Source organism: Streptomyces sp. sk2.1 (assembly GCF_008120935.1).
Classification (GTDB): domain Bacteria; phylum Actinomycetota; class Actinomycetes; order Streptomycetales; family Streptomycetaceae; genus Streptomyces.
This window is the reverse complement of the sequence record NZ_RDBO01000055.1, coordinates 677,000-693,108: the sequence shown is the minus strand read 5'-3', so window position 1 is coordinate 693,108 and position 16,109 is coordinate 677,000. Positions and strand designations below refer to the sequence as shown.

The 16,109-nt window shown below is 73.2% G+C and carries 16 protein-coding genes and 1 pseudogene; 7 read left to right on the top strand and 10 right to left on the bottom strand.

Going from position 1 to position 16,109, the window contains the following annotated elements:
- Positions 1-186: 186 nt before the first annotated feature.
- Positions 187-501 (top strand): hypothetical protein, encoded by a 315-nt coding sequence (locus EAO76_RS20615; RefSeq protein ID WP_187438720.1) that lies wholly within the window; start codon positions 187-189, stop codon positions 499-501.
- 28 nt (positions 502-529) lie between these two features.
- Entirely contained in the window at positions 530-1,216 is a 687-nt protein-coding gene (locus tag EAO76_RS20610) for a response regulator transcription factor (RefSeq protein WP_148837336.1), read from the top strand.
- Between the two features lie 87 nt (positions 1,217-1,303).
- Here EAO76_RS20610 and EAO76_RS20605 read toward each other — a convergent pair.
- Both EAO76_RS20605 and EAO76_RS20600 read right to left on the bottom strand, forming a co-directional pair.
- Positions 1,304-1,930: pseudogene (locus EAO76_RS20605) on the bottom strand (phosphatase PAP2 family protein); the annotation flags it as partial.
- A 117-nt stretch (positions 1,931-2,047) separates the two neighbouring features.
- Positions 2,048-2,887, bottom strand: coding sequence for a hypothetical protein (locus EAO76_RS20600; RefSeq protein WP_148837335.1), 840 nt, complete (start codon positions 2,885-2,887; stop codon positions 2,048-2,050).
- Between the two features lie 492 nt (positions 2,888-3,379).
- On the opposite strand from EAO76_RS20600, the gene EAO76_RS20590 reads away from it, so the two are divergent.
- Positions 3,380-4,072, top strand: coding sequence for a flavin reductase family protein (locus EAO76_RS20590; protein ID WP_148837456.1), 693 nt, complete (start codon positions 3,380-3,382; stop codon positions 4,070-4,072).
- Positions 4,073-4,131: 59 nt separating this feature from the next.
- On the opposite strand, the gene EAO76_RS20585 is transcribed toward EAO76_RS20590, so the two are convergent.
- Positions 4,132-5,016, bottom strand: a complete 885-nt coding sequence (locus EAO76_RS20585) for a LysR family transcriptional regulator (RefSeq protein ID WP_148837455.1) — start codon at positions 5,014-5,016, stop codon at positions 4,132-4,134.
- Positions 5,017-5,160: 144 nt separating this feature from the next.
- Between EAO76_RS20585 and EAO76_RS20580 the strand changes: the two genes are divergently transcribed.
- On the top strand, positions 5,161-5,904 hold the full coding sequence (locus EAO76_RS20580; protein ID WP_148837334.1) for a DUF6585 family protein: 744 nt from the start codon (positions 5,161-5,163) through the stop codon (positions 5,902-5,904).
- A gap of 24 nt (positions 5,905-5,928) precedes the next feature.
- Here the strand turns inward: EAO76_RS20580 and EAO76_RS20575 are convergent, their stop codons facing one another.
- Positions 5,929-7,311 carry an MFS transporter gene (locus tag EAO76_RS20575; RefSeq protein WP_148837333.1) on the bottom strand — a complete coding sequence of 461 codons (1,383 nt, stop codon included), beginning with the start codon at positions 7,309-7,311 and terminating at the stop codon, positions 5,929-5,931.
- 223 nt (positions 7,312-7,534) lie between these two features.
- Here EAO76_RS20575 and EAO76_RS20570 point away from each other — a divergent pair, with 223 nt between their 5' ends.
- On the top strand, positions 7,535-7,873 hold the full coding sequence (locus EAO76_RS20570) for a hypothetical protein (RefSeq protein ID WP_148837332.1): 339 nt from the start codon (positions 7,535-7,537) through the stop codon (positions 7,871-7,873).
- On the opposite strand, the gene EAO76_RS20565 is transcribed toward EAO76_RS20570, so the two are convergent.
- Entirely contained in the window at positions 7,821-8,336 is a 516-nt protein-coding gene (locus EAO76_RS20565; RefSeq protein WP_148837331.1) for a DUF2809 domain-containing protein, read from the bottom strand. The genes EAO76_RS20570 and EAO76_RS20565 overlap by 53 nt on opposite strands.
- A gap of 248 nt (positions 8,337-8,584) precedes the next feature.
- On the opposite strand from EAO76_RS20565, the gene EAO76_RS20560 reads away from it, so the two are divergent.
- On the top strand, positions 8,585-9,568 hold the full coding sequence (locus EAO76_RS20560; protein ID WP_148837454.1) for a GlxA family transcriptional regulator: 984 nt from the start codon (positions 8,585-8,587) through the stop codon (positions 9,566-9,568).
- Between the two features lie 57 nt (positions 9,569-9,625).
- On the opposite strand, the gene EAO76_RS20555 is transcribed toward EAO76_RS20560, so the two are convergent.
- The 3 genes from EAO76_RS20555 to EAO76_RS20540 form a co-directional block, all read right to left on the bottom strand.
- A complete protein-coding gene (locus tag EAO76_RS20555) occupies positions 9,626-10,675 on the bottom strand; it encodes a Zn-dependent alcohol dehydrogenase (RefSeq protein ID WP_148837330.1) in 1,050 nt (349 codons plus the stop codon).
- Positions 10,672-11,865: an acyl-CoA dehydrogenase family protein gene (locus EAO76_RS20550; RefSeq protein ID WP_148837329.1), complete on the bottom strand. Its 1,194-nt coding sequence runs from the start codon at positions 11,863-11,865 to the stop codon at positions 10,672-10,674. Before EAO76_RS20550 ends, EAO76_RS20555 begins: the two co-directional genes overlap by 4 nt.
- Before the next feature lie 172 nt (positions 11,866-12,037).
- Positions 12,038-12,952 (bottom strand): SDR family oxidoreductase, encoded by a 915-nt coding sequence (locus EAO76_RS20540; protein ID WP_148837328.1) that lies wholly within the window; start codon positions 12,950-12,952, stop codon positions 12,038-12,040.
- 83 nt (positions 12,953-13,035) lie between these two features.
- Between EAO76_RS20540 and EAO76_RS20535 the strand changes: the two genes are divergently transcribed.
- A complete protein-coding gene (locus EAO76_RS20535; protein WP_148837327.1) occupies positions 13,036-13,962 on the top strand; it encodes a cyclase family protein in 927 nt (308 codons plus the stop codon).
- Positions 13,963-13,989: 27 nt separating this feature from the next.
- Here EAO76_RS20535 and EAO76_RS20530 read toward each other — a convergent pair whose 3' ends face one another.
- Together EAO76_RS20530 and EAO76_RS20525 are read right to left on the bottom strand one after the other, a co-directional pair.
- Positions 13,990-14,649 carry a response regulator transcription factor gene (locus EAO76_RS20530; protein ID WP_148837326.1) on the bottom strand — a complete coding sequence of 220 codons (660 nt, stop codon included), beginning with the start codon at positions 14,647-14,649 and terminating at the stop codon, positions 13,990-13,992.
- Entirely contained in the window at positions 14,624-15,895 is a 1,272-nt protein-coding gene (locus EAO76_RS20525) for a sensor histidine kinase (RefSeq protein WP_148837325.1), read from the bottom strand. Before EAO76_RS20525 ends, EAO76_RS20530 begins: the two co-directional genes overlap by 26 nt.
- Positions 15,896-16,109 lie beyond the last annotated feature (214 nt).

The window sequence follows — 16,109 nt, the reverse complement described above, 5'->3', positions numbered from 1 at the left end:
CGGGAACGAGGGTCGGACTCATGGGGCCAGGGCCTCCTTGGACATCAGCCGGCCGTCCCGGAAGCAGAGCCGGTAGGAGTCCCCCGACCGGTCGTCGAAACGGTCCGCCGTCATCGCGTAGTACGCGCATGTGATGCCCTTTCCCCTCGGTTCCCCGGCCGCCGACCGTTGTGTGGTCTCGCGGTCGTGCTGCCCCTGATGGTGTGGGCGCTGCTGAGCGCCGCGCTGATGGCCTGGGACATCCACTCCGCCCGGCAGTCCGTGCTGGACCCGGGGGACTACGCCCGGCTGCGGGTGGGACAGGATCGGGAGGCGGTCCGGCGGCTGCTGCCCGACCGCGAGACCACACAACGGTCGGCGGCCGGGGAACCGAGGGGAAAGGGCATCACATGCGCGTACTACGCGATGACGGCGGACCGTTTCGACGACCGGTCGGGGGACTCCTACCGGCTCTGCTTCCGGGACGGCCGGCTGATGTCCAAGGAGGCCCTGGCCCCATGAGTCCGACCCTCGTTCCCGGGAGCGGCCGGTGATCCGGGTGCTGATCGCCGACGACGAGCCGATGATCCGCGCCGGGGTGCGCGCCGTGCTGTCCACCGACCCCGGCATCGAGGTCGTCGCCGAGGCCGCCGACGGACGGGAGGCCGTGGAGCTGGTGCACGCCCACCGCCCGGCCGTCGCCGTGCTCGACATCCGGATGCCCCGGACGAACGGCATCGAGGCCGCGGCCGAGATCCGGCGCACCGCCCCGGGAACGGGGGTCGTGATGCTCACGACCTTCGGCGAGGACGACTACATCCTCCGGGCGCTGGGGGGCGGCGCCGCCGGGTTCCTGATCAAGTCGGGCGAGCCCGAGGAACTGATCGCGGGGGTGCGCGCGGTGGCCGACGGCGCCGCCTATCTGTCACCGAAGGTCGCGGCGCGGGTCGTCGCCCACCTCTCGGCCACCGGCGCAGGCGCCCTGGCCGGCCGCCGCACCGCCGCCCGGGAACGGGTCGCCGCGCTCACCGCCCGGGAACGCGACGTACTGGCCTTCCTCGGCAGCGGGCTGTCCAACGGACAGATCGCCCGACGGCTCCACGTGGTGGAGGGGACGGTCAAGGCGCACGTGAGTTCCATCCTGGCCCGGCTGGGCGTGGACAACCGGGCCGCCGCGGCGGTCGTCGCCCACGAGGCCGGAATCGTCGCGCCCGCGCAGCCGCCGTCCGATCGCTGACGCCGCCGTCCGGGCGAGCGGCAGGAACGCGAGCAGCACGGCCGCGACCACCGACGCCCCGAGGACCGCGCCGGCCAGCACGTCGTGCGGGTAGTGCGCCCCGACCATGACCCGCAGCAGCGCCGCCGCCGCGCCCACCGGCAGGGTGACGGCGGCCAGGCGCGGCCGCAGCACGGCCAGGCCCACCGCGAGGCCGACGGCCAGGGTGGCGTGGTTGCTCGGGAAGGACCAGTCGCCGGGCGGCGGGCACTCGGCGGCCGTCTCCGCGATGCGGTCGAGGGCCCGGCAGGGGCGTTCCTCGTCCACCGCCAGTTTCACGGCCTCGCTGACGGCGTACGCCAGCACGGTGCCGATGCCGGTGAGGACCGTACCGGCGGACACCCGGTCGTCCCGCCGTCGCACGGCGCTCCACCAGACCCACACCAGCAGCAGGCCGAGGACCACCAGGGTGCCCTCGGTGGCCGCCTCCAGCACCGGCCCCGTCCAGGACGGGGCGTCGGCCACCGCCCCGGTCACCGAGCGGTACGCGGACGCCGACGCGCCGCCCGTCACCTCCACGGCGCGGTCCGTGCCCAGGCCCCCGGGCGCGAGGCCCACGACGGCCGCCGCGCCCGCGCCCAGGACGGCGCAGGCGAGCAGGGGCCGACCGGTGCGGGTTCCGGTGCCGGTTCCGTGTCCGGTCCTGCTTCCGGTTTCTCGTCTCACTCGTCTCATGGGACGCGAACCTAGGAGCGGCGGGCGCGGGGCACCCGGGCCGAACGGCAGGTCCGACCCCTGACGAACGTCGGGGGTCGGACCGGGAACCGGACGCCGACGGCCGTCGGCGTCCGGTCACCGCGGGGTGAGCGTGTACCAGTCCGGTGCGTCCGGGTCGCCGTACCCAATGGCGAGTTCGAGCCGGTCCGGCGTACCGCCGACCTGCCACCCGTCGGGGTCGCCCAGGCCGGGGCAGCCCTCGATCCGGATCCACACGCGCTGGTCCCACGTCGTGGATTCGCCCTCGGTGTGGCTCCAGGTGCCCCGCCCCGAGCAGCGGTACTTCGCGGCGGTGGGCTCCGCGTCGTCCCCGTCCGCCTCGGCGTGGTCCGTCAGCCCGTCCGCCCGTGCCGTGCCGTCGGCGTCCAGCCGCAACGTGCCGCCCTCGCCGTCGGTCCAGCTCCTGGACAGCTCCGCCGTGTCGATCCGCGGCGGTCGGTACTCCGGGACCAGCCCGGTGGCGAACACTCCCGTGCCGATCGCGAACACGGCCACCGCGACCACCGCGCCCCAGCCGAGGACGTGCCGGACCCTGCCCCCGCGCAGTGCGGTGCGGCGGGCCACGAGAGCGGCGGCCGTGAGCGACGTCGTGGCCGCCGGCCAGCCCAGGGCCGACGGGCCGGGGCCGAGGTCCCAGGCCGCGCCGAGGGCCGCGGTGCCCGCCGCGGCCACGACCGACGCGATCACCGGCACCCACCACCACGCGTCACGGCCGGTGAACCGGGTCGACGCCCAACGCGCCGCCGAGACGGTGGGAAGCACCAGGAGCGGGCTCGCCATCAGGGCGAACGGGCCCGCGAAGCAGACCAGGAGCGGCGCGATCAACAGCACCGCCCCGGGGCCGGGCGGTGGACCGAAGGACGGGAGGGCGAGCTCCACGAACCCGTCGATCTCCACACCGAGCACGGCCGCCATGTACAGCGTGCACGCGGCCGCCAGAATCGGCCGCGCGGCCCACACCGTCGGCGCGTCACCGGACTCGGGCGGGGGCGGAGGCGCAGATGTGGACGTGGATACGGGCTCGGGCTCGGACTCGGGCTCGGGCTCAGGTGCGGACTCGGACTCAGGTGCGGACTCGGACTCAGGTGCGGACTCGGACTCAGGTGCGGACTCGGACTCAGGTGCGGACTCGGGCTCAGGTGCGGACTCGGACTCGGGCTCGGATGCCGTGGCGCCCTTCACCGGCCCGGTACCTCCCGTCGGCCCGTCGCTTCCCTCCGGTCCGGTGCTTTCTCTCGGTCCGGCGTCCTCCGCCTCGGACTTCGGCATGCGCCCTCCCCCGTCCCTCTCCCCGGCTCCCGCCTTCGGGGCGAGGATAGCCAGGCCCCCGCGCCCGGCGGCCGCCGCCTCCCCCTTCCAATCTGACGACTCGTCAGCTCTAATCGAAGGATGATGGGACACGCAGGCATGGCCGCCACCGCCCTCCGGTATCTCAGGTCCGTCGGCGCCGCCACCGGTACGGGACCGGCACCCGTCGACCCGCTGCCGCGCCCGGAGCTGCGGGCGGTCGCCGACGACGAGCACCCTCCCGTCGACCCGGCCGAATTCCGCCGTGTACTGGGCCACTTCGCCAGCGGGGTCACCATCGTCACCGCGCCCGCCCCGGACCGCGAGGAGGACCTGGCGGGCTTCGCGAGCGGGGTCACCGTCGTCGCCTCGCCCGCCCCGGACCGCGAGGAGGGCCCGGCGGGCTTCGCCTGCCAGTCCTTCGCGTCGCTCTCCCTCGATCCGCCACTGGTCGCCTTCATGGTCGCCCGCACCTCGACGACCTGGCCGCGCATCGCCCGCGCCGGGGTCTTCTGCGTCAACGTCCTCGGCGCGGACCAGGGCGAGTTGTGCCGGGGCTTCGCGGTGAGCGGGGCGGACAAGTTCGCGGGGGTGGCGTACGGGGCGGCGCCGGTGACCGGGTCGCCGCTGCTGGAGTCCGTACCGGCCTGGATCGACTGCCGCATCCACGCCGTCCACACCGGGGGCGACCACCTGATCGTCGTCGGCCGGGTGGAGGCGCTGGGGACGGCGGACGGGACGGGGCCGGAGGGGACCGGGCCGCTGCTGTTCCACCGGGGGACGTTCGGACGGTTCGGACCGCTCGGCGACTGAGCGACGCGCCCCGGCGGACAGCCGCCCGACCCGCCGTCGCGGCCCCGGCGGACGGTCGTTCAGCCCGCGGCCCCGTGCAGCAGTTCCCGCAGCTCCAGTGCAGCCGGAAGCGGGGCGGCGGGCAGCGCGACGTGCACGGTGCGGCGCGGCGCGAGGTCGCCGAGCCGGCAGACGGAGAGTTCGGCGGGGACCGCCCATACGGCCAGCGAGGGGACCAGAGCGACTCCCAGCCCGGCGGCCGCGAAGCCGAACTTTCCGGTCCACTCGGCGATCCTGATCGTCCTCCTCGGCCCGAAACCGGCTCGGGCGCACACCTCGGCGAGCAAGGTGTGCCGGTCGGCGGACACATCCTGGAGCCAGGTCTCGTCGCGCAGTTCGCGCAGGTCGACCGTCCCGGCCCCGGCCAGACGGTGCGTGCGGGAAAGCACGACGAACAGTTCGTCCTCCAGCAGGACCTCGGTCGTGACGCCGTCGAAGGACGGCAGGCCGGCCGGGTAGTCGCTCACCACGGCCAGGTCGAGCGCCCCCTCCGCGAGGCCCCGCATCAGCGCACCGCTCCGCCCCTCGGTCGCGATGACCTCGACGTCCGGCGCGGACCGCGAGAACGCCCGCAACGCACCGGGGACCAAGGAGATGTTGGCCGTGGCGAACGCCCCCACCCGCAGCGTCCCGCCCCGCCCCGCGTGGATCGCGGCCATCTCGTGTTCCGCCCTCGACAGGCGGTCGAGCACCTCCACGGCATGCCGGTGCAGCGCGTGCCCGGCCGGGGTCAACCGCACGCCCCGGGCGAGCCGTTCGAAGAGCGGGCCGCCCGCGCGTTTCTCCAGCGAGGCGATGCGCCGGGACACCGCGGACTGGGTATAGGCGAGTTGGGACGCGGTCTTCGTGAAGGACCCGGACTCGGCCACGGTCACCAGCAGACGCAGTGCGTCGATCTCGAACACATTCCATCCAAGCATGGCTCGCATGCGATCCAGTCGCTGGTGGGATGCCCGGTGCCGCCCTAGCGTCGGGGAACGGGATCGGACATCGCCGCCGGCCCCGCTCCGCCGGCATCCGACACCCCTGCGCACCCGAGGAAGAAATTCATGGCAGCAGCACCGAAACCCCTGTCGTCCGAGGCCGTCGAACTGGCCTCCGCCCACCGACTCGGCGCCCTGGAAGGCACGTTCGTCCCCAAGCGCCTGAACAGACTGATCTTCGCCCTCTACATCTTCATGACGATCCACCTCCTGGTGATGTTCGTGATACCCGGTCTGCTGTTCCTCTGGTGGCTGCGCCGGACGCCGGACTTCAGCCGGAAGCAGGCCGCCAAGCGTCTCCACCTGTTCGAGAACGGGCTGATCGTGAACCCGCAGTCCGGCGACGGCACGGTCGTCATCCGCTGGGATTCCGTGCGGCTCTACCAGGACATCACCCAGAAGATCATCAACGGCATCCCGGGCCCCACCGAGTACGTCTACTCCGCGGTGGGCCGGGGCCTCGACAACGCGAGCATCACACACTTCTACGAAGGCCCCGAGGTCTGGGGGCCCCGGATGCAGCAGTGCGTCCTGCGCGCCCAGGGTCCGGCGGCCCTGCAATCGGCCCTGGAGGGCGGGACGGTCGACTTCGGGTACTTCTCGCTCTCCCGCACCGGTCTGACCTCCAGGACGATGGGGCGCCTCCCCTGGTCCGACGTCCGGGAGATCCGGATCTCGGCGGGCAGGGTCCTCGTCACGAGGACCGGCGGATCCGGTGTCTGGTGCAACGCCGCGGTCAGCGACGTCGTGAACCTCCACGTCTTCCTGGCCGTCGCCGGGGAACTCTCCGCCGACGGCCGGGCGGCCTGAGGCGCGGGCCGCCCGGCCCGCCGGTCAGCCCGCGGCCGCGACCGCGTCCTCCGGTTCGCGGGACCGCCGGATCACCAGGGCCATCAGCGCCGCCGTCGCGCACAGCGCCCCCGACGCGTACCAGACCACGTCGTACGAGCCGAACGCGTCCCGCGCCACCCCGCCGAGGAACGCCACCAGTGCCGCGCCCACCTGGTGGGAGGCGAGGACCCAGCCGAAGACGATGGCGCTGTCCTTGCCGTACCGCTCCCGGCACAGGGCCAGCGTCGGCGGGACGGTGGCGACCCAGTCCAGGCCGTAGAAGACGATGAAGAACACCATCGGCGGCCGGACCGTCGGCGCCATCAGCATCGGCAGGAAGAGCAGCGAGATCCCGCGCAGCGCGTAGTAGACGGCGAGCAGCCGGCGGGCGTCGAAGCGGTCGGTGAGCCAGCCGGAGAAGATCGTGCCGATGACGTCGAAGATCCCGATGACGGCGAGCAGCGAGGCCGCGGCGGTGATCGGCATGCCGTGGTCGTGGGCCGAGGGCACGAAGTGCGTACGGATCAGGCCGTTGGTGGAGGCGCCGCAGATCGCGAACGTCCCGGCCAGCAGCCAGAACGGTCCGGTGCGCGCCGCGTCGACCAGGACGCGCACGGCCCGTCCCGCCGCGCCCCGTTCGGGCGCGGGCTTCTCCACGTACGCGCCGCCGTACGGGGCGAGGCCCACGTCGGCCGGGTGGTCGTGCAGCAGGAGCCATACGAACGGGACGACGACCAGGGCCGCGAGTCCCACGGTCACCGAGGCCGGGCGCCAGCCGTGCTCGGAGACGATCCAGGCGCACAGCGGCAGGAAGACCAGCTGGCCGGAGGCGCCCGCGGCGGTGAGGATGCCGGTGACCAGGCCGCGCCGGGCCACGAACCAGCGGTTGGTGACGGTGGCGGAGAACGCCAGCGCCATGGAGCCGGTGCCGAGGCCGACGAGCAGGCCCCAGTAGATCATCAGCTGCCAGGAGGCGGTCATCCAGACACTGGCCAGCGCCCCGGCCGCCACCGCGCCGAGCGCGACGACGACCACCCTGCGGATGCCGAAGCGGTCCATCAGCGCGGCGGCGAACGGCGCGGTCAGCCCGTACAGCGCCATGTCGATGGAGACGGCGAGCCCGATCTCCCCCCGCGACCAGCCGAATTCCGTGTGGAGCGGGTCGATGAGGAGGCCGGGCAGGGAGTTGAAGGCGGCGCCGCCGATGATCGTCACGAAGGTGACGACGGCGACGATCCAGGCGCGGTGGACGCGTCGGCGGGCGGGGCGGCGGGGGGCCTCGGAGGCCGTCCGCCGGTCGCCGTTCCGGTCGTCGCCGCGTCCTTCGTGCCGGGTGCCGTCCCGGTCGGCGGGGCTTCGGGTCGTCTGGGTCACGTCACCCAGCATCCGGTCGGGCGCGTACCGCCACGAGTGGCCGGAGGGACACGGTTCGCAGGAATCGGGCCACGGGGATCGCCGCCCTCCCCGTCGGAGGGGCGGGCCGGAGGCCCCGTCGGAGGGGCGGGCCGGAGGGGCGGGCCGGAGAGGGGTTCCGTGGGCGCGTACGATCGCCAGTCGGCCGACGAGCCGGGCCCGCCGGCCCCGTCGCGCGCCGATCCTGGGGGATTCCATGCAGTGGACGGCACGTCAGCACTTCCACCACCGCTCCGCGCTGATGCAGACCTGGGGCGCCGTACTGCTGCTCATCGCCTGCGCCCTGTGGGTCTGGCTGGGCTTCCTGCTGGCGGACCCGGAGGACACGTACCACTACGGGGGCACGTCGGTGTACAAGGTGGAGAGCGGCGTACCGAAGCAACTGACCCTCCTGGGGATCTCCGTGCCCCTGTCCGTCCTCGGTACGGGGCTGCTGGTCGCCGGCAGTGTGCGCAGGCAGACCAGCGCCCACGTCTTCGAGGTCATCGAGATGCAGAAGTCCGAGGAGCGCAGCCGGGAGAAGAAGGGGAAGTGACCAGGGCCGCCACCGCCCAGGCGAATCCCGCCCCCACCGCGTACCAGAACAGGTCGGGCGCGTTGAAGGTCGAGCCGAGCACCAGCCGCGCCACCGCGCTGCGGCCGGCGAGGTCCGCCGGTATCCCGGTCAGTTGCAGCAGTTCCACCGCCCAGCTGAACGCCAGCGCCGCCCCGGCCGCGACGGCCGGGCGCGCGCCGGGCGCGATCACGGCGACCAGGGCGCAGATCAGTACGGTGTAGAGCGCGTCCCCGGCGTACTTGGCGAAGTCGCCGTCCGCGAACGCCCTGACCCCGAGCCCGGCGAGGACGGTCAGCACCGCGCCCCCGGCCGCGACCGCGCGTGCGCGCCGGGTCGTGCGTGCGCGCCGGGTCGTGCGTGCGCGCCGGGTCGTGCGTGCGCGCCGGGTCGTGCGTGCGCGCCGGACCGTGCGGGGCTCCCCCGCCACCGTTTCCTCGTGCATCTCCCCGTTCCCCTTCCGTCCCGCCCGCCGCGGCGTTCCCTCGGCCGATCAGGTGCCCATGTTTCCGGTTCCGCCCCCGGGAGGCGTGACGGGGGCACGACGGGGCGTACGGGAACGTCGGGCCGGGAATGCGCGGGGGCGCCGTCGGCCTTGTCCTCCTCGTGCGATGACGCACGACGGCTTGTGGTCTATACCAACTAGGTCTATACCAGCTAGGACGAGGTGAAGGGAGTCCGCCAATGCCGCCCATGCCGCACCGGATCGCCGTCCTGGCCCTCGACGGGCTGCTCCCCTTCGAACTGGGCATCCCGCAGAGGATCTTCGGCCGCTCGTTCGGTCTCGAAGCCCACGACAAGGGCCGCAGCCTGTACGAGGTGGTGACCTGCTCCGTCCGCGCACCGGGCCCGATCCGTACCGACGCGGACTTCACGATCACCGTCGAGCACGGCCCGGAGGCCCTGGCCACCGCCGACACGGTCGTGATCCCCACCAGTTACGAACTCGGCCCCGTCCACACGGAGGGCCGGCTCACCGACGAGCTCGCCGCCGCGTTCGCGCACGTCCGGCCGGGCACCCGGATGGTCTCCATCTGCACGGGCAGCTACGTGCTGGCCGCCGCCGGGTACCTCGACGGGCGGCCCGCCACCACCCACTGGTGGCACGCCGACCACTTCCAGCGGCTCTTCCCGAAGGTGCGGGTCGATCCGGACGTCCTGTTCATCGACGACGGGGACGTCCTGACCTCCGCCGGGGTCGCCGCCGGGATCGACCTCTGCCTGCACATCGTGCGCCGCGACCACGGCACCGCCGTCGCCAACGACGTCGCCCGCCGCACGGTCGTGCCCCCGCACCGGGACGGCGGGCAGGCGCAGTACATCCGGCGCCCCGTGCCCGACGACCGGTTCGCGACCACCATCACCGCGCGCACCTGGGCGCTCGGGCGGCTGGAGCGGCCGATCATGCTGCGCGACATGGCGCAGCAGGAGTCGATGAGCGTGCGGACGTTCACCCGCCGGTTCCGGGAGGAGGTCGGGGTCAGCCCCGTCCAGTGGCTGACCCGGCAGCGGGTCGAACGGGCCCGTCAGCTGCTGGAGTCGACGGACCTGTCGATCGACCAGGTGGCGCGGGACGCGGGCTTCGGCACGTCCACGTCGCTGCGCCAGCACCTCCAGGCGGCGCTGGGGGTGTCCCCGACGGTGTACCGGCGCACGTTCCGGGCCGGTCGGGTCTGAGGACCGGCGGGGGCCCTCGACGAGGCCCGGGGCCTTCGGCAAGGCCCCCGCGGGCGGTCAGAACACCAGCACTCCGCGGGCCACCCGGCCGTGGCGCGCGTCGTCCGCCGCCCCGGCGAAGTCCTCCACCGGGTAGGTGCGGGTGACCAGTTCGTCCAGGAGCAGCCGGCCCTCCCGGTACAGGTCCGCGTAGAGCGCGATGTCCCGTTGCGGGCGCGAGGAGCCGTACCGGCAGCCCAGGATCGACTTGTCCAGGTACATCGACGAGACGAGGAACGAGGCCTCGGCCGTCGCGGCCGGGACGCCCAGCAGGACCGCCTGGCCGTGCCGGTCCAGCAGGTCGACGGCGGCCCGGATCAGTTCCGTGCGGCCGACGCACTCGAAGGCGTGGTCGGCGCCGTGGGGCAGGATCTCCCGCACCCCGTCGGCCGAGGTCAGGAAGTGGGTGGCGCCGAACCGCCGGGCGGCCTCCTCCTTCTCCGGGTTGCTGTCGACGGCGACGATCGTCAGCGCGCCCGCGATCCGGGCGCCCTGGATCACGTTGAGCCCGATGCCGCCGGTGCCGATCACCACGACCGTGTCGCCGCGGTCCACCTTCGCCCGGTTGAGCACGGCGCCGACCCCCGTCAGCACCCCGCAGCCGATCAGGGCCGCGGAGGTCAGCGGCAGGTCCTTCGGGATCCTCACCGCCTGCACGGCCCGGACCAGGGTCCGTTCGGCGAAGGCCGAGTTGGAGGCGAACTGGTACAGCGGCTTCCCCTGCCGGGAGAACGGCTGCCCCGGCATCCCGATCGCCTTGCGGCACATGGTCGGCCGGCCCCGGTCGCACTGGGCGCAGGCCCCGCAGTTGGCGAGCGTGGACAGCGAGACGTGGTCGCCGGGCACCACGTGGGAGACGCCCGCGCCGACCGCCTCGACCACGCCCGCGCCCTCGTGCCCGAGCACCACCGGCGCCGGGAACGGGATCGTCCCGTCGATCACGGACAGGTCGCTGTGGCACAGTCCGGCCGCGGCCACCGCCACCAGCACCTCGCCGGGACCCGGTCCGCGTATCTCCAGGTCGTCGACGACCTCGGTCCGGATGCCGTCGAAGACGACGCCTCTCATCCCGTCTCCCTCGGTAGGCCGAGCACCCGCTCGGCGATGATGTTCCGCTGGATCTCGTCCGAGCCGCCGTAGATGGTGTCGGACCGGCTGAACAGGAACAGCCGCTGCGCCTCGTCGAGTTCGTACGGCGCCTTCGCCGACCAGTCGGCCGGTCCGACGGCGGCCGCCGCGCCCCTGACCGCCACGGCCAGTTCGCCCAGGCGCTTGTGCCAGCCGCCCCACAGCAGCTTCGCCACGCTGGGCGCGCCGGGGTCGTCCGCGGCGCCCAGGGTGCACAGGGCGTTCCAGCGCATGGTCCCGAGCTCCGCCCACTGGCGGACGAGGCGTTCGCGCAGCACCGGGTCGGTGACGGCGCCGCTCCCGACGGCGGCCCGGACCACCCGGTCGAGCTCGGCGGCGAACCCGATCTGCTGGACGAGCGTGGAGACACCGCGCTCCAGGGCGAGCAGCCCCATGGCGACCCGCCAGCCGTTGCCCTCGCCGCCGACGCACTCCTCGGCACGCGCCCCGTCGAAGAAGACCTCGTTGAACTCGCTGGTCCCGGACATCTGCCGGATCGGGCGCACCTCGATCCGGCCCGGCTGGTCCATCGGCACGAGCAGGAAAGACAGTCCGCGGTGGCGCCGCGAGCCGGGCTCGGTACGGGCCAGCACGAAGCACCAGTCGGCCTCCCGCGCCAGCGACGTCCAGATCTTCTGCCCGGTGACGCGGTGGCCGCCGGCGGCGTCGGGCACCGCGACGGTCCGCACCGCGGCGAGGTCCGAGCCGGCGCCCGGTTCGCTGTATCCCTGGCACCAGAGCTGCTCGCCCCGGGCGACGGCGGGCAGGAAGCGGCGCCGCTGCTCCGGGCTGCCGTGCGCGATCAGGGTCGGGGCGAGGAGGTTCTCGCCGATGTGGCCGACCCGGGCGGGGGCGGCGGCGCGGGCGTACTCCTCGGCCCAGACGACCTGCTGGGTGAGGGTGGCGTGCCGGTTGCCGTGGCCGGCGGCGCGGTCGTCCCAGCCGAGGCCGATCCAGCCGGCCCGGCCCAGCTCGCGCTCCCAGGCCCGGCGGACCGCGAAGCCCTCGTGCTCGCTGCCGGGGCCGCCGGTGCCGGCCGCCGCCGCGTACTCGCCGACCAGGTGTGCCGCCAGCCAGTCGCGGGCCTCCTCGCGGAACGCGGTGTCCTCGGGGCCGAAGTCGAAGTCCACGGTGCCTCCCTGCTGTTGCCGCCGATGCCGCTGCCACGACCGCCGGTGCGTTGTCGCCGGTGCCGGTGTCGTTGCCTCCGATGCCGCTGCCGCCGGTTCCGTCGTCACCGGTTCCGCCGCTGCCGATGCCGGTGCTGTTGCCGCCGCCGCTGCCGTACGAGAAGCGGGTCCGTCAGGTGTTCGGCCTCGTCCCGGCCTTCGCCGCGGCGGCCATCTCCTCCAGCCGCGCCAGCATCGGCATCGGGTCCGTGCCCACCGTCCCCGGCAGGAAGTCCGCGATCCGTTCCGGGGTCCACGCCCCCTCCACGTACCCCGCCCGCAGCTCCCTCGGCTGGGCCCAGACCGCGATCTTCGGGCCCGCGACCGTGTACACCTGGCCGGTGATGCCCTCCTTGCGGGCCCGGTCGCCGAGCAGGTAGACGACGAACGCGGCCACGTCCTCCGGCTCGCCGATCTCCTTGAGCTCCATGGGCACACCGGCGGACATCCGGGTCCGGGCGACCGGGGCGACGGCGTTGGCCGTGACGCCGTACTTGTGCAGGCCGAGCGCCGCGCTGCGCACCAGCGAGATGATCCCGCCCTTCGCGGCGCTGTAGTTGGCCTGGGCGACGCTGCCCTGATGGTTGCCGCTGGTGAAGCCGATCAGCGTGCCGCCGCCCTCCTGCTTCCGCATCACCGCCGAGGCGGCCCGGAAGACGGTGAAGGTGCCCTTGAGGTGGGTGGCGACCACCGGGTCCCACTCCTCCTCCGACATGTTGAACAGCATCCGCTCCCGCAGGATGCCGGCCACGCACACGACCCCGTCGACGCGCCCGTACCGGGTGAGCGCCGTGTCCACGACCCGCCGGCCGCCCGCCATCGTGGAGATGTCGTCGGCCACGGCCACCGCCTCGCCGCCCGCCGCCACGATCTCCTCGACGACGGACTCGGCGATCTCGCTGCTCGGCTCGCCGCCCCCGACGGACACCCCGTAGTCGTTGACGACGACCCGGGCCCCCTCGGCCGCCGCCGCGAGTGCGACCGCCCGCCCGATGCCGCGCCCGGCCCCCGTCACGGCGACCACCTTGCCTGCCAAGAAGTTCCCCACGCCCGGCCCCTTCCCGCGGTTTCTGACGGACCGTTAGATTTTATGGGCCATCAGGTCCACTAACACAAGCCCCGGGAGGCACCGTGTCACTGCCGGCCGAGTTCCACGAGATCGCCGAGCGGGTCAACAACTGGGGCCGCTGGGGCGCCGACGACGAGATCGGGACCCTCAACCTGATCACCGACGCCGTCGTGCGCGAGGCGGCCGCCACCGTGCGCAGCGGGCTGCGCGTCCCGCTCGCCCTCCCCCTCGGGCAGGACGGCGTGCAGAGCGGACTGGTCCCCGGGCGGATCAACCCGGTGCACACCATGGTCCAGATCAACCAGGAGCTCTTCGGTCCCGGCACCGTCGCCACCAGCGACGACATGGCGGTCCTGAGCCTGCAGACGGCCACCCACTGGGACGCCCTGACCCACGTCTCGCACTCGGGGAGGATCTACAACGGCCGCCCGGCCGACACCATCACCCCGCACGAGGGCGCCCGGTTCGGCGGGATCGACAAGGTGGCGCACGTCGTCTCGCGCGGGGTGCTGCTCGACGTGGCCCGCGCGCACGGCGTCGACCGGCTGCCCGGCGGCCACGCCGTCACCCCGGAGGACCTGGAGGCGGCGCAGGAGCTGGCGGGCGTCCGGGTCCGGGCGGGCGACATCGTGCTCGTACGGACCGGGCAGATGCGGGTCCTCCTGGCGGGCGACCGGAACGCGTACGCCCACCCGTCGCCCGGCCTCTCGGTCCGTACGCCCGAGTGGTTCCGCGCGCGCGACGTCGCGGCCGTCGCCAACGACACCCTGACCTTCGAGATCTTCCCGCCGGAGATCGACGACCTGTGGCTGGGGGTGCACGCGCTGGACCTGGTCGAGATGGGCATGATCCAGGGCCAGAACTGGAACCTGGAGGAGCTGTCCACGGCCTGTGCGCAGGAGCGGCGGTACGCCTTCCTGCTCTCCGCGATGCCGGAACCGTTCACGGGTGCGACCGGCACCCCGGTCGCACCCGTCGCCGTCCTCTGAACGGCACCGGGCCGCCCGGAGGGGCCGTCACTGCGCGGGCTGCTCACCCCCGAGGCTGCGCTCCTGGACGAGGATCGCGGCCTGCACCCGGGAGCGCAGCCCCAACTTGGCCAGGATGTGCGAGACATGGGACTTCACGGTCGTCTCGCTGATGTAGAGCCGCCGGGCGATCTGCTGGTTCGACAGCCCCTCGCCCAGGCACTCGAACACGTCCCGCTCGCGGTCGGTGAGCTGTTCCAGCCCCTCGGGGCGGGGCTGCACGGGGGCGACGGAACCGGCGAACTTCGAGATCACCCGCCGGGTGATCTGCGGCGCCAGCACACCGTCGCCCTGCGCCACCAGCCGTACCGCCTCCACCAGTTGGAGGGCCTCCACGGACTTGATCAGGAAGCCCGCGGCCCCGGCCCGCAGCGCGGCGTAGACGTACTCGTCGAGGTCGAAGGTGGTCAGGATCAGTACCTGGCAGACCCCCTCCGAGACCAGGATGCGGGTGGCCTCGATGCCGCCGCCCGGCATGCGGATGTCCATCAGCACCACGTCGGGCCGCAGCTCCCGCGCCATCCGCACCGCGCTGTTGCCGTCGGCTGCCTCGCCGACCACCTCGATGTCGTCGGCCCGGCCCAGTATGAGCACCAGACCCGACCGCACCGCCGCGTGGTCGTCAGCGACCAGAACCCTCATGCTCATGCTCCCTCTCTCCTCCCAGCGGGAGTACGGCGTGAACCCGCCAGCGATCGCCGACCGGCTCTGCTGAAATCGTTCCCCCGATCGCCACCGCGCGCTCGTGCATGTTGAGCAGGCCGATGCCGGCGCCCGGCAGGACGGACATCTCCTCGCCGGCCAGCTCGTTGACGATCTCCACGTACAGGTCGCCGCCCTCGGGGCGCACGGTGACCCAGGTGCGCGCCCCCGTCGCGTGCTTGACGGCGTTGGTCAGCGCCTCCTGCACGATCCGGTAGGCGGCGAGGTCCACGGAGGCGGGCAGCCCGTCCAGCGGGCCGCCCGCCGGGTCGTCCACCGGGCCGTCCTCCGTCCCGACGGTCACGGTGACGTCCAGCCCGGCGGCGCGCGCCGATTCGAGCAGGGCGTCCAGTTCGGCCAGCCGGGCGGGCGCGGTGTAGGAGACCTGCTCCCCCTCGGTGTTCTGGCCCCGGAGCAGCTCGATCATGGCCCGCATCTCGCGCAGCGCGTCCACGCTGTTCTTCCGGATGGTGCGGAGCACCTCGTCGACGGCCGCCCGGTCCTCGCTCATCGACCCCACCGCGTCCGACTGGATGGCGATGGCGGAGAGGTGGCCGGCGATCACGTCGTGCAGCTCCCGCGCCATCCGGGCCCGTTCCTCCGACACGGCCGTGCGCCGGTCGAGTTCGGCGATGGTGGCCTGCTGCTCCGCCCGGGAGCGCTCCGCCTCCGCCACGTCCCGTTCCTGACGCACCGTCATCGCCCACCAGACCGGGACGAACATGATGGTGAGCATCAGCATGACCAGCAGCACGATGACCTGCCAGTCGTGCACCACCGACAGCAGGACCGTCGTGAACACCACCATCAGCGCGATGACGGTGCGCACGAGCATCCGGCTCGCGTACCGGGAGGCGTGCAGGGTGGCGCTGTAGAGCAGCTCCGACAGCACCAGCAGCATGGAGATGCTGAACCCCATCAGCACGTCGATCGCGCTGAAGAACAGGCCGGCGCCGAGCGCGGACATCGGCAGCCGCCTGCGGACCAGTACCGCGGCGCAGGCTCCGCCGAGCGAGATCAGCCGCCAGCCGATGGGCACGTTCCACAGGGCGAAGGTGTGCACGTCGCGGAAGAACGGATACCAGCCGACGGCATAGAGGGCGGCGCCCACCACGAACAGTCCGGCGGCGGGCAGGACGTCCTTCCGCTCGAAGCGGGAAATCCTGTTCCGTAAGGCGCCGAGAGCTGTCACACGGTCATGAAATCACAATGATCAGCGGGGTTCGGGCCGGAAATGAGTACCCGAAATGCATCTCCTACGAATGACGGAGCGTGCAATCGTGCGCCTCCCCGAAGTGATGAAGCGGAACCCTACCCTTCGATGAAGACGCCGGGTCCGGTGCCCGGCGACGCTGTCGGTCATGAACTCCACCGAAATGTCCGGCACGGTCCCCCCACCCACCGAG